Genomic DNA, 13,831 nt, shown 5'->3' with positions numbered 1-13,831 from the left:
ATTTAGACGTGATCGCCTGAAAAAAATTGAAAATGATTTTTGTTATGGCAAAACGGTCAGGAAATGAGAGTTAGATAGCAGAAGAATATAAATAGTTAAATAATGTTCAGTTTGGCTTTTTTTTAAACGAAATTATTAACCCTCCGAAATTTCTTCAACTAATCATGACGTTATTTTCTATTCCCCCTCTAAAAAACCTCATCACATTGCGCTAAGCATTTGTGTAGCTGCGTAAATATTGCCAAACCGTCTCCGCTCTGGCTTGACAAGGTTTTAAAACCATCCGTAAACTCTTTTCTGTGGGAATTTGTGGGGGAAAGTGGTGAAAAGGGTCACAGAGGGGTAGATCGGTCATGTTTCGTGGCGCGACGATGGTTAACCTCGACAGCAAAGGGCGACTTGCCGTACCCACCCGTTATCGGGATTTGCTGAGCGAAGAATCGCAAGGTCAAATGGTGTGCACCATAGACCTCCATCACCCATGTCTCCTCCTTTACACCCTCCCTGAGTGGGAAGTTATCGAACAAAAATTGTCCCGTCTGTCGAGCATGAATCCCGTTGAGCGCCGTATTCAGCGCCTGTTACTCGGGCATGCCAGTGAATGTCAGATGGATAACGCCGGGCGTTTGCTGATTGCAACGACATTGCGTCAGCATGCCGGGCTCGCAAAAGAAGTGATGCTGGTTGGGCAGTTCAATAAGTTTGAACTGTGGGATGAACAGACCTGGTATCAACAAGTTAAGGAAGACATCGACGCTGAACAATCGTCTCAGGAACCTCTTTCTGACCGATTACAGGACTTGTCATTATAAGCATGGTTGAAAACTACAAACACACTTCCGTTTTGCTGGATGAAGCCGTCAACGGCCTCAACATTCGTCAGGACGGCATTTACATAGACGGAACTTTTGGCCGTGGTGGCCACTCACGTCTGATTCTGTCCCAGCTTGGGCCGGAAGGACGCTTGCTGGCGATTGACCGCGATCCACAGGCGATCAAAGCCGCAGAAGCTATTGATGATCCGCGTTTTTCTATCGTTCATGGCCCCTTTTCTGATCTGGCGGAATATGTGCGCGATCGTGGCCTTGAAGGCAAGATCGACGGCGTGCTGCTGGATTTAGGCGTCTCTTCTCCGCAGCTGGACGATCCTGAACGTGGCTTCTCCTTCATGCGTGACGGACCTCTGGATATGCGCATGGATCCTACCCGTGGTTATTCAGCTGCTGAATGGCTGATGAAAGCGGAAGCCGAAGACATTGCCTGGGTACTGAAAACCTTCGGTGAAGAGCGTTTTGCCAAACGTATCGCGCGCGCGATCGTCGAGCGCAACCGTGAACTGCCAATGACCCGGACCAAAGAACTGGCTGATCTGATCGCCAACGCATCGCCGGTACGCGAAAAACACAAACATCCGGCCACCCGCAGCTTCCAGGCGATCCGTATCTACATCAACAGCGAGCTGGAAGAAATTGAACGCGCCCTCGACGGTGCGCTGGAAATTCTGGCTCCTGAAGGCCGTTTATCTGTGATCAGCTTCCACTCTCTGGAAGACCGCATTGTGAAACGCTTTATCCGCCAGCATAGCCGTGGCGCACAGGTACCGGCAGGTATCCCGATGACGGAAGCACAAATCGCGGAGCTTGGCGGACGTTCACTGAAATCAGTCGGGAAAATGATGCCTTCTGAAGCGGAAGTGGCGGAAAACCCGCGGGCACGTAGCTCAGTGCTGCGTTTTGCTGAGAGAACTACAGCGTGATAGGCAACGAACGCCACGGATTAGTGGGAGTGATCGCCAGCGATATTCTTCGCAACGGCAAAATCCCGTTGATTCTGCTGATCGCCGTTTTGGTCAGTGCAATTTTTGTGGTCACTACCGCTCACCGTACGCGTTTACTGACGGCTCAGCGCGAACAGTTAGTGCTGGAAAGGGATGCGCTGGATATCGAATGGCGCAACCTGATCCTTGAAGAGAATGCCCTCGGCGATCACAGCCGGGTAGAACGCATCGCAACGGAGAAATTGCAGATGCAGCACGTTGATCCATCTCAAGAAATTATTGTGGTTCAGCCTTAAAATGCGCACGGAGAATACAGGCAGCTAATGAAAGCAACACGCACCGCGAAGTTAAAGCGTCCCGAAGATCAAGCCAGCTTTATCAGCTGGCGTTTTGCGTTGTTGTGCGCCTGTATCCTGCTGGCACTGGTTGGCCTGATGTTGCGTGTGGCCTACCTGCAAGTCATTAACCCGGACAAACTGGTTAAAGAAGGCGATTTGCGCTCCCTGCGTGTACAAACTATCCCGACCTCCCGTGGCATGATCACCGATCGTTCCGGCCGTCCTCTGGCGGTCAGCGTACCGGTGAATGCGATCTGGGCAGATCCCAAAGAAGTGAAAGATCGCGGTGGCATTACCGTCGATACCCGCTGGAAAGCACTGGCGGATGCGCTGAATATGCCACTCGATCAACTTGTCTCCCGTATTAATGCCAATCCCAACGGACGTTTTGTCTATCTGGCGCGTCAGGTTAACCCTGCGGTCGGCGAATACATTCACAAACTCAAACTGCCGGGAATCTCCCTGCGTCAGGAATCCCGCCGTTATTATCCGGCCGGGCAGGTGACATCCCACGTTATCGGTGTGACCAACATCGACGGCGAAGGCATTGAGGGCGTTGAGAAGAGTTTTGACCGCTGGCTGACCGGCAAACCGGGCGAACGGACTATCCGTAAAGACCGCTTTGGCCGTGTTATTGAAGATATCTCCACCGTTGACAGCCAGGCTGCCCACAATCTGGCGCTGAGCATCGACGAACGTTTACAGGCGCTGGTTTACCGCGAATTAAACAACGCCGTGGCGTTCAACAAAGCGGAATCAGGCACGGCGGTACTGGTTGATGTGCAAACCGGCGAAGTGCTGGCGATGGCCAATAGCCCGTCTTACAACCCAAACAATATGCCGGATACGCCGAAAGACGTGATGCGTAACCGTGCCATCACCGACATCTTCGAGCCGGGTTCCACCGTCAAGCCGATGGTGGTGATGACGGCGCTGAAAAACGGCGTGGTGCGCGAGAACAGCGTACTGAATACCTTGCCGTACCGGATTAACGGTCATGAGATTAAAGATGTTGCCCGTTACGCGGAGCTTTCCGTGACGGGCATCTTGCAGAAGTCGAGTAACGTCGGTGTTTCACGACTGGCGTTATCGATGCCATCCGCTGAGCTGGTAGATACTTACTCGCGATTCGGACTGGGAAAACCGACCAATTTGGGGCTGGTTGGAGAAAGCAGTGGCTTATACCCTAAAAAACAACGGTGGTCTGACATAGAGAGGGCCACCTTCTCTTTCGGCTACGGGCTAATGGTGACACCTCTCCAACTGGCGCGAGTCTACGCAACGATCGGCAGCATGGGCGTTTATCGCCCATTGTCGATCACCAAAGTTGATCCGCCGGTTTCCGGCGAACGTGTTTTCCCTGAACCGCTGGTACGTACCGTCGTACATATGATGGAAAGCGTGGCACTGCCTGGCGGCGGTGGCGTGAAGGCGGCGATCAAGGGCTACCGTATTGCGATTAAAACCGGTACCGCGAAGAAAGTCGGGCCGGACGGTAAATACGTTAACAAATACATTGCCTATACCGCCGGCGTTGCGCCCGCAAGCAATCCAAGATTTGCCCTTGTGGTGGTCATTAACGATCCGCAGGCAGGGAAATATTACGGTGGGGCCGTTTCCGCACCGGTGTTTGGCGCCATCATGGGCGGTGTATTGCGCACCATGAACGTTGAACCGGATGCGCTGACTGCCGATGAAAACGCAGACATAGTGAATAATCAAAAAGAGGCTTCAGGTGGCAGATCGTAATTTGCGCGACATCTTAGCGCCCTGGGTGAGTGATGCCCCGGCGGTAGCGCTAAAAGACATGATTCTGGACAGCCGCATCGCGGCTGCCGGCGATCTGTTTGTCGCGGTTTCAGGCCATACCAGTGACGGGCGTCGTTTTATTCCCCAGGCAATTGCCCAGGGCGTCGCTGCCGTCTTGGCCGAGGCAAAGGGTGAACAAGAGCACGGAACGGTCTGCCAGATGCATGGTGTACCGGTGATTTATCTTGAAAATTTGAATGTTCTGCTGTCAGAACTGGCGGGGCGTTTTTACCAGCAGCCGGGCAAAGCATTACGCCTGGTAGGCGTGACCGGCACCAACGGCAAAACCACCACCACGCAACTGCTGGCGCAGTGGAGTCAGTTGCTGGGGGAAACCAGTGCGGTGATGGGTACCGTGGGTAATGGCCTGCTGGACAGCGTCGTACCGGCGGAAAACACCACCGGTTCTGCGGTACAGGTTCAGCACATTCTGGCGGATCTGGTGACGCAGGGCGCAACCTTTGCCGCGATGGAAGTTTCTTCTCACGGACTGGTTCAGCATCGTGTCGCTGCCTTGCCGTTTGCCGCTGCCGCATTCACCAACCTGAGCCGTGATCACCTTGATTACCACGGCGATATGCAAAGTTATGAAGAGGCCAAATGGCAGCTTTTCTCCTCGCATCAGGTCGGTCAGAAAATCATTAATGCTGACGATGACGTCGGAGCGCGCTGGCTAACGAAAACGCCGGGCGCAATTGCGGTCAGCATGGAAGACAAAATCCCGGCAGGCTGGAGTGGCCGCTGGCTGGTGGCGCGCAGCGTGAATTATCACGACAACGGCGCGACCGTAAATATCGATTCAAGCTGGGGCGAAGGTAAGTTTGATAGTCGCCTCATGGGCGCGTTCAACGTCAGCAACCTGCTGGTTGCGCTGGCAACGCTGCTTTCCCTCGATTATCCGCTGACGCAATTACTGGCTACGGCTTCTCAGCTACAACCGGTTTGCGGCCGCATGGAAGTCTTCAACGCGCCGGGTAAACCTACTGCGGTGGTTGATTATGCCCATACCCCTGACGCACTGGAAAAAGCACTGGCGGCAGCCCGTCTGCATTGTCGTGGCACGCTGTGGTGTGTATTTGGTTGCGGCGGCGATCGCGATAAAGGTAAACGTCCGCTGATGGGCGGCATTGCTGAGCAATACGCTGATCGCGTGATCGTCACTGACGATAATCCGCGCAGCGAAGAGCCTCGCGCCATTGTGGCGGATATCCTTGCCGGTCTGCTGGACGCAGGGCGTGCGCAGGAAATCCACGGCCGTGCCGAAGCGGTGACCAGCGCCATCATGCAGGCGAAAGAAGACGACGTGGTCCTGATCGCCGGTAAAGGGCATGAGGATTACCAGCTCGTCGGTAATCAGCGTCTCGATTATTCCGACCGCGTGACGGTCGCACGTTTGCTGGGGGTGATCGCATGATCCGCGTTTCCCTGCAAACACTGGCAGATGCGCTCAACGCTGAGCTTATCGGTACCGATACCCAAATCGACAGCGTGACGACGGACACCCGTCAGGTCACCGAAGGCTGTCTGTTTGTTGCGCTGAAAGGCGAAAAATTCGATGCTCACGATTTTGCCGCTGATGCGGTTAAAGCCGGTTCAGGGGCTTTACTGGTAAGTAAGCGCTTACCGGTGGACGTTCCGCAGTTAGTGGTGGCGGACACCCGCATTGCTCTCGGGCAACTGGGCGGCTGGGTGCGTCAGCAGGTTCCGGCCCGTGTCGTCGGCCTGACCGGTTCATCCGGCAAGACGTCTGTGAAAGAGATGACGGCGGCGATTTTGCGCGAGTGCGGCAACGTGCTGTACACCGCAGGCAACTTTAACAATGACATCGGTGTTCCGCTGACATTGCTGCGCCTGACCGCAGAACATGATTTTGCGGTGATCGAAATGGGTGCGAATCATCCGGGTGAAATCGCCTACACCACTGCGCTGGCCAAACCTGAAACGGCGCTGGTGAATAACTTGTCTGCCGCCCATCTGGAAGGCTTTGGTTCTCTGGCGGGTGTGGCCCGTGCCAAAGGCGAGATTTTCGAAGGTCTGCCTGAAAACGGCATTGCGGTGATCAACGCTGATAACAATGACTGGGCGAACTGGCAGCACAAGCTGACCGGCAAGACGGTCTGGCGTTTCTCTCCGGTGCAAGGGGCAGAGACTGATTTCAGTGCTTCCGACATCCGCCTCAGCCCGCTCAATACGGCGTTCACTCTGCATTCTCCTCAGGGCCGTATCGACGTGTCGCTGCCGGTTCCGGGTCGTCACAATATCGCTAACGCACTGGCTGCGGCTGCACTGGCGTTGTCTGTCGGTGCCTCACCGGAAAACGTACGCGCCGGTCTGGCGACGCTGCAATCCGTGAAAGGGCGTTTATTCCCGATTGCGCTCAGCGAAGGCAAAACCCTCCTCGATGACAGCTATAACGCCAATGTCGGTTCGATGACCGCCGCGGCGCAGGTACTGGCAGAGATGCCGGGCTACCGCGTGATGGCGGTCGGCGATATGGCTGAACTGGGCGCGGAAAGCGAAAGCTGCCACCGTCAGGTCGGCGAAGCGATTCGCGACGCGGGTATCGACAAAGTATTCAGTATTGGCCATGACAGCCGCATCATCAGTGATGCCAGCGGATGTGGTGAGCATTTAGAGGATAAGGCAGCCCTGACGGCCCGTTTAACGAGCTTACTGTCTGAACATGCGGTAATTACCGTTTTGATTAAAGGTTCACGTAGTGCCGCAATGGAGCAGGTAGTACGCGCGTTACAGGAGAATGCAACATGTTAGTTTGGCTGGCCGAACACTTGGTCAAATATTATTCCGGCTTCAACGTCTTTTCCTATCTGACGTTTCGCGCCATTGTCAGCCTGCTGACCGCGTTGTTCCTATCGCTGTGGATCGGGCCACGTATGATCGCCCGTCTGCAAAAAATGTCTTTCGGTCAGGTTGTGCGTAACGACGGTCCGGAATCACATTTCAGCAAACGCGGTACGCCAACGATGGGCGGCCTGATGATTCTGGCCTCGATTACCATTTCCGTTCTGATGTGGGCCTATCCGTCTAACCCGTATGTGTGGTGCGTGCTGTTTGTGCTGATTGGTTACGGCATCGTTGGATTTATCGATGACTACCGCAAAGTGGTTCGCAAAGACACCAAAGGGCTGATTGCCCGCTGGAAATACTTCTGGCAGTCCGTTATTGCGCTGGCTGCGGCCTTCACGATGTATGCCATTGGTAAAGACACGCCAGCCACTGAGCTGGTTGTGCCGTTCTTTAAAGACGTCATGCCGCAGCTGGGTTTGCTGTACATACTGCTGAGTTATTTCGTCATTGTCGGGACCAGTAACGCGGTGAATCTGACCGATGGTCTGGACGGCCTGGCGATTATGCCAACGGTCTTCGTCGCGGCGGGTTTTGCGCTGGTGGCATGGGCGACCGGTAACATGAATTTCGCCAGCTATCTGCATATACCTTATCTGCGTCACGCGGGTGAACTGGTGATCGTCTGTACCGCGATTGTTGGCGCGGGGCTTGGCTTCCTGTGGTTCAACACCTATCCGGCACAAGTTTTCATGGGCGACGTCGGCTCTCTGGCTCTGGGCGGTGCGCTGGGCACCATCGCGGTACTGCTGCGTCAGGAATTTTTACTGGTGATCATGGGCGGCGTGTTTGTTGTCGAAACCCTGTCGGTGATCCTGCAAGTCGGGTCCTTTAAGTTACGTGGGCAGCGCATTTTCCGCATGGCGCCGATTCACCATCACTACGAACTTAAAGGCTGGCCGGAACCGCGCGTGATCGTGCGCTTCTGGATTATTTCGCTGATGCTGGTGCTGATTGGCCTGGCGACGCTGAAGGTACGGTAATTATGGCTGACTATCAGGGTAAAAAAGTGGTCATCATCGGGTTGGGTCTCACCGGCCTGTCTTGTGTTGATTTCTTTGTTGCTCGTGGCGTGACGCCGCGTGTCATTGATACCCGCGTCAGCCCGCCGGGACTGGATAAACTGGCGGAAAATATTGAGTGTCACCTCGGTTCGCTCAATGAAGACTGGCTGCTGGACGCTGATCTGATTATCGCCAGTCCGGGCGTTGCGCTGGCAACACCGGCACTGAGTGCGGCGGCTGATGCTGGCGTGGAAATTGTCGGCGATATCGAACTGTTTTGTCGTGAAACCCAGACGCCGGTCGTTGCGATTACCGGGTCGAACGGCAAAAGCACCGTGACCACGCTGGTCGGTGAAATGGCGAAAGCCGCCGGTTGGCGCGTGGGCGTCGGTGGCAATATTGGTTTGCCGGTGCTGACGATGCTGGATCACGAATACGATTTGTTTGTGCTGGAGCTTTCTAGCTTCCAGCTCGAAACCACGCACAGTCTGCATGCGGCGGCGGCCACCATTCTCAACGTGACTGAAGATCATATGGATCGCTATCCGTTTGGTTTGCAGCAATACCGTGCGGCAAAACTGAAAGTGTATGAAAACGCCGCGCTATGTGTCGTCAATGCCGATGACGCCCTGACCATGCCGGTGCGTGGCGCGGATAAACGCTGCGTAAGCTTTGGTGTCGATGTGGGGGATTATCATCTGACCCGCCAGCAGGACGATATCTGGCTGCGTGTTCGTGGCGAAAAAGTCCTGAATACCCGTGAGATGCCGCTGACCGGCCGTCACAACTACACCAATGCGCTGGCGGCACTGGCGCTGGCGGATGCTGTTGGTATTCCACATGCTTCCAGCCTGAAGGCTCTGACGACCTTTACCGGTCTGGCTCATCGTTTCCAGGTCGCCTGGCAGCATAACGGCGTGCGCTGGATAAACGATTCTAAAGCGACCAACGTCGGCAGCACCGAAGCGGCACTGAACGGGCTTCACGTCGATGGCACGCTGCATCTGTTACTGGGCGGCGACGGAAAATCTGCTGATTTCTCACCGCTGACGCGTTACCTGCAGGGCGATAACCTGCGTATTTACTGCTTCGGTCGTGACGGTGCAGAGCTGGCGGATTTGCGTCCTGAGGTGTCTTCTCTGTTTGAGACGATGGAACAGGCGATGCGGGATATCAGTACGCACGTGGCTTCCGGCGACATGGTTTTACTGTCGCCAGCCTGCGCGAGTCTGGATCAGTTCCGCAGTTTTGAACAACGTGGTGATGTCTTTACCGCACTGGCGAAGGAGCTGGGTTGATGCGGATCCGTATCCCGGGGCTGAGCCTGGTCGGCAAATTTAATGACTGGGTGATGGGTGCCAAAGAAAGCGACTCCGTCACGCTGGTGCTGTACGACCGAACATTGCTGTGGCTGACCTTTGGTCTGGCGATCGTCGGCTTTGTGATGGTGACCTCGGCGTCCATGCCGATTGGTCAGCGTCTGGCAGACGACCCGTTTTTGTTTGCGAAACGTGATGCTATCTATCTCGGGCTGGCGTTTGGTTTATCGCTGGTGACACTGCGTGTGCCGATGGCTGTCTGGCAGAAATACAGCAACGTTTTGCTGCTGCTGTCAGTGATTATGTTGCTGGTGGTGCTGGTTGTGGGTAGCTCGGTAAACGGCGCATCGCGCTGGATTTCCCTCGGGCCACTGCGTATTCAGCCCGCCGAATTCTCGAAGTTGTCACTGTTCTGCTATCTCGCCAGTTATCTGGTGCGCAAAGTGGATGAAGTGCGCAGTAACTTCTGGGGCTTCTGTAAACCGATGGGCGTGATGGTCGTGCTGGCTGTGTTGCTGCTGGCTCAGCCTGACCTCGGTACCGTGGTTGTGCTGTTCATCACCACGCTGGCGATGCTGTTTCTGGCAGGGGCGAAAATGTGGCAGTTCCTGGCCATTATCGGCTCGGGCGTGTTCGCTGTTGTGCTGCTGGTGCTTGCTGAACCGTACCGTATGCGCCGCGTGACATCCTTCTGGAATCCGTGGGCAGATCCGTTCGGCAGCGGTTACCAGTTAACCCAGTCACTGATGGCGTTTGGCCGGGGTGAGTTCTGGGGACAAGGTTTAGGAAATTCAGTTCAGAAACTGGAATATTTACCGGAAGCGCATACCGACTTTATCTTCTCTATTTTGGGCGAAGAACTGGGGTATTTCGGTGTGGTTTTAGCCCTGTTGATGGTATTCTTCGTCGCTTTTCGTGCGATGTCTATCGGGCGTCGTGCATTAGAAATCGACCAGCGTTTTTCAGGCTTTTTAGCCTGTTCAATCGGCGTCTGGTTCAGTTTTCAGGCACTGGTCAACGTGGGCGCGGCGGCAGGTATGTTGCCAACCAAAGGTCTGACACTGCCGCTGATCAGTTACGGTGGTTCGAGCCTGATCATTATGTCGACGGCAATCGTGTTATTGCTGCGAGTGGATTTTGAAACGCGGCTGGCAAAAGCCCAGGCGTTTGTAAGGAGTGCCCGATGAGTGGCAATACCCGGCGTTTAATGGTGATGGCTGGCGGTACCGGCGGGCATGTTTTCCCCGGACTTGCCGTGGCACATCATCTTATCGCGCAAGGTTGGGAAGTTCGCTGGCTGGGTACAGCAGACCGGATGGAAGCGGATTTGGTGCCAAAACACGGCATCGAGATTGATTTCATTAAAATCGCCGGATTGCGTGGGAAAGGTCTGAAAGCGCAACTCACCGCCCCGGTTCGCATATATCATGCGTGGCGTCAGGCGAAGGCCATCATGAAAAAGTTTCAGCCCGATGTGGTGTTAGGCATGGGCGGTTATGTGTCAGGCCCTGGCGGTCTGGCGGCATGGTCACTGGGTATTCCGGTGGTTCTGCATGAACAAAACGGCATTGCGGGCATGACCAATAAAGGCTTGTCTCACATTGCGACCAAAGTGTTGCAGGCGTTTCCCGGTGCTTTTCCGAAGGCCGATGTGGTGGGGAATCCGGTACGTACCGACGTGCTGGCGCTGGAATTACCGCAAACCCGCCTTGCCGGACGCGAAGGCCCGATCCGAGTTTTAGTCATCGGCGGCAGTCAGGGCGCGCGCGTGCTGAATCAGAGCATGCCGGAAGTGGCGGCGCTGATGGGTGAAAAAATTACGTTGTGGCATCAGGTCGGAAAAGGTGCGCTGGCGTCAGTGAATCAGGCTTACGAAAAGGCCGGTCAGACGCAGCATAACGTTACCGAATTCATTGATGACATGGCAGAGGCGTATGCCTGGGCTGATGTGGTCGTTTGCCGTTCCGGCGCATTAACGGTCAGTGAAATTGCCGCTGCAGGCTTACCGGCAATCTTTGTGCCTTTTCAGCATAAAGATCGCCAGCAGTACTGGAACGCACTGCCGCTGGAAAAAGCCGGTGCCGCAAAGATTATCGAACAGAAAGATTTTAGTGCCGCAGCCGTCGCTGATCTGATGGCCGGATGGGACAGAACCCATCTGATGGAAATGGCGATGGCCGCACGTGCCGCCGCCATTCCCGATGCGACCGAGCGTGTTGCCGCAGAAGTGGTTGCCGCAAGCAAAAAATGAAATTGAACGGGCCACGCAGTGTGTGGTCCCAGCCGTAAGAAACGGATTAATCAGTAACCTGAAATAGTGAATAAAAACGTGAATACACAACAATTGGCGAAACTGCGTACCTTCGTGCCCGAGATGCATCGTGTCCGGCACATTCACTTTGTTGGCATCGGTGGTGCCGGCATGGGTGGTATCGCCGAAGTGTTGGCCAATGAAGGCTATCAGATCAGCGGTTCTGATTTAGCACCGAACGCAGTGACACAGCAACTGACGGCTCTGGGCGCGACGATTTATTTTAATCACCGTCCTGAGAACGTGCTGGATGCCAGCGTGGTGGTGGTATCCACGGCGATCTCTTCCGATAACCCGGAAATCGTTGCCGCACGCGAAGCCCGTATTCCGGTGATCCGCCGCGCGGAAATGCTCGCTGAGCTGATGCGTTTTCGTCACGGCATCGCCGTGGCAGGTACGCACGGTAAAACGACCACCACCGCGATGGTCACCAGTATTTATGCTGAAGCCGGTCTGGATCCGACGTTCGTTAACGGCGGACTGGTGAAAGCGGCAGGCACCCATGCGCGTCTGGGCTCAAGCCGTTTTCTGATTGCAGAAGCAGATGAAAGTGATGCGTCGTTCCTGCATCTGCAACCGATGGTGGCGATTGTGACCAACATCGAAGCGGATCATATGGATACGTATCAGGGTGACTTTGAAATCCTGAAGCAAACGTTCATTAATTTCCTGCACAACCTGCCATTCTACGGACGTGCAGTGATGTGTATCGATGATCCGGTGATCCGTGAGCTGATCCCGCGGGTTGGTCGTCACATGACCACATACGGCTTCAGCGAAGATGCGGATGTGATCATTGAAAATTACCGTCAGGTTGGCGCGCAGGGGCATTTTACCTTGCGTCGTCAGGACCTGCCGCTGATCAGTGTGACGCTGAATGCGCCGGGCCGTCATAACGCCTTAAACGCTGCGGCAGCGGTGGCAGTCGCCACCGATGAGAACATCAGTGATGACGCAATTTTGCGTGCGCTGGCAGGCTTCCAGGGTACCGGACGTCGTTTCGATTTCCTCGGCGAATATGCGCTGGCGAATGTGAACGGCAAAAGCGGTAGTGCGATGCTGGTCGATGACTATGGTCACCATCCGACTGAAGTGGATGCAACCATCAAAGCTGCACGTGCGGGCTGGGCGAGCAAGCGTCTGGTGATGATTTTCCAGCCGCACCGTTATACCCGTACCCGTGATTTGTACGATGATTTCGCCAATGTGCTTTCGCAGGTGGATGTGCTGATCATGCTTGATGTCTATCCGGCGGGTGAAGCACCGATTCCGGGCGCAGACAGCCGTTCGTTGTGCCGCACTATCCGCGCACGCGGCAAACTGGATCCGATTTTGGTTTCTGATATTGAAGCCGTGCCGGAAAGTCTGGCGCAGATCCTCGAAGGTGACGATTTAGTTCTGGTTCAGGGCGCCGGTAATGTTGGCAGAGTGGCCCGCAAATTGGCTGATCAAAAGCTGCAACCAGTGAAGAAAGGTGAAGAACATCATGTCTGAGAAAGTCGCAGTATTGTTGGGTGGTACTTCCGCAGAACGCGATGTGTCATTACAGTCAGGCGCCGCGGTGCTGGCCGGCTTGCGTGAATCCGGTGTGGATGCCCACGGCATTGATACCAAAACGTTTAATGTGGCGCTTCTCAAAGAAGAAGGGTTCAGCAAAGTCTTTATCGCACTGCACGGTCGCGGTGGTGAGGACGGCACGTTGCAGGGACTACTGGAGCAAATCGGTTTGCCGTATACCGGCAGCGGCGTGATGGCCTCTGCGCTGACCATGGATAAGTTCCGCACCAAGCTGGTGTGGCAGGCTCTGGGATTACCGGTCGCCCCGTTTGTGGCACTGCATCGTTCGCAAATCGAAGCGGCAGGGCAGGGCGCGCTGGCAGCAAAAATCGCTGAATTAGGCCTGCCGGTGATCGTCAAACCAAGCCGCGAAGGTTCCAGCGTCGGGATGAGCAAAGTGACTACTGAAAAAGAGTTGCTGCCAGCCCTGCAGGAAGGCTTCCGACATGACGATAACGTACTGATCGAAAAATGGCTGAGCGGCCCGGAATACACAGTAGCCATCGTGGGCGATCAGGTGATGCCCTCGATCCGTATCCAGCCAGCCGGAACGTTTTACGACTATCAGGCAAAATATCTGTCTGATGAAACACAATATTTTTGCCCGAGCGGCTTAAGTGAAGCACAGGAGCAGCAGTTGTCTGCACTGGCCTTGCAGGCTTATCAGGCGCTCGATTGCAGCGGCTGGGGACGGGTTGACGTCATGCAGGACGGTGATGGCAGCTTTAACCTGCTGGAAGTGAATACCTCGCCGGGCATGACCAGCCACAGTCTGGTGCCGATGGCGGCGAAACATTCCGGACTGAGTTTCCCGCAACTCGTATTCCGTATTCTGGAACTGGCTGACTGAT

General features: G+C 55.0%; 12 protein-coding genes. All 12 read left to right on the top strand.

Annotation, left to right across the window (positions count from 1 at the left end):
• The first annotated feature begins 353 nt into the window (after positions 1-353).
• The 12 genes from mraZ to J9880_RS04160 all read left to right on the top strand — a co-directional run bounded on the left by mraZ (position 354) and on the right by J9880_RS04160 (position 13,830).
• On the top strand, positions 354-812 hold the full coding sequence (gene mraZ, locus J9880_RS04215; protein WP_034787151.1) for a division/cell wall cluster transcriptional repressor MraZ: 459 nt from the start codon (positions 354-356) through the stop codon (positions 810-812).
• 2 nt (positions 813-814) lie between these two features.
• Entirely contained in the window at positions 815-1,756 is a 942-nt protein-coding gene (gene rsmH / locus J9880_RS04210) for a 16S rRNA (cytosine(1402)-N(4))-methyltransferase RsmH (RefSeq protein ID WP_095924642.1), read from the top strand.
• Positions 1,753-2,073 carry a cell division protein FtsL gene (gene ftsL / locus J9880_RS04205; protein ID WP_095924643.1) on the top strand — a complete coding sequence of 107 codons (321 nt, stop codon included), beginning with the start codon at positions 1,753-1,755 and terminating at the stop codon, positions 2,071-2,073. Before rsmH ends, ftsL begins: the two co-directional genes overlap by 4 nt.
• A gap of 27 nt (positions 2,074-2,100) precedes the next feature.
• Complete coding sequence (locus tag J9880_RS04200) at positions 2,101-3,864, top strand: peptidoglycan glycosyltransferase FtsI (RefSeq protein ID WP_095924644.1); 1,764 nt, start codon at positions 2,101-2,103, stop codon at positions 3,862-3,864.
• Entirely contained in the window at positions 3,851-5,338 is a 1,488-nt protein-coding gene (gene murE / locus J9880_RS04195) for a UDP-N-acetylmuramoyl-L-alanyl-D-glutamate--2,6-diaminopimelate ligase (protein WP_232770126.1), read from the top strand. The genes J9880_RS04200 and murE overlap by 14 nt, the downstream gene beginning before the upstream one ends.
• Positions 5,335-6,696 (top strand): UDP-N-acetylmuramoyl-tripeptide--D-alanyl-D-alanine ligase, encoded by a 1,362-nt coding sequence (gene murF, locus J9880_RS04190; RefSeq protein ID WP_095924646.1) that lies wholly within the window; start codon positions 5,335-5,337, stop codon positions 6,694-6,696. Before murE ends, murF begins: the two co-directional genes overlap by 4 nt.
• Positions 6,690-7,772, top strand: coding sequence for a phospho-N-acetylmuramoyl-pentapeptide-transferase (mraY, locus tag J9880_RS04185; RefSeq protein WP_095924647.1), 1,083 nt, complete (start codon positions 6,690-6,692; stop codon positions 7,770-7,772). Before murF ends, mraY begins: the two co-directional genes overlap by 7 nt.
• 2 nt (positions 7,773-7,774) lie before the next feature.
• A complete protein-coding gene (murD, locus tag J9880_RS04180; RefSeq protein WP_095924648.1) occupies positions 7,775-9,091 on the top strand; it encodes a UDP-N-acetylmuramoyl-L-alanine--D-glutamate ligase in 1,317 nt (438 codons plus the stop codon).
• A gap of 5 nt (positions 9,092-9,096) precedes the next feature.
• A complete protein-coding gene (ftsW, locus tag J9880_RS04175) occupies positions 9,097-10,299 on the top strand; it encodes a cell division protein FtsW (RefSeq protein WP_408637228.1) in 1,203 nt (400 codons plus the stop codon).
• Positions 10,296-11,363 carry an undecaprenyldiphospho-muramoylpentapeptide beta-N-acetylglucosaminyltransferase gene (murG, locus tag J9880_RS04170; RefSeq protein ID WP_095924650.1) on the top strand — a complete coding sequence of 356 codons (1,068 nt, stop codon included), beginning with the start codon at positions 10,296-10,298 and terminating at the stop codon, positions 11,361-11,363. The genes ftsW and murG overlap by 4 nt, the downstream gene beginning before the upstream one ends.
• 78 nt (positions 11,364-11,441) lie before the next feature.
• Entirely contained in the window at positions 11,442-12,917 is a 1,476-nt protein-coding gene (murC, locus tag J9880_RS04165) for a UDP-N-acetylmuramate--L-alanine ligase (protein ID WP_095925276.1), read from the top strand.
• The gene (locus J9880_RS04160) at positions 12,910-13,830 is read left to right on the top strand and encodes a D-alanine--D-alanine ligase (protein WP_133823186.1); all 921 of its coding nucleotides are present in this window, start codon (positions 12,910-12,912) and stop codon (positions 13,828-13,830) included. Before murC ends, J9880_RS04160 begins: the two co-directional genes overlap by 8 nt.
• The last annotated feature ends 1 nt before the right edge of the window (position 13,831 follow it).

Origin of the sequence: Rahnella victoriana, from assembly GCF_021276285.1 — a bacterium.
GTDB lineage: Bacteria > Pseudomonadota > Gammaproteobacteria > Enterobacterales > Enterobacteriaceae > Rahnella > Rahnella victoriana.
Note: the sequence above shows the minus strand (reverse complement) of the source record. Positions and strands in the feature narration are given on the sequence as shown.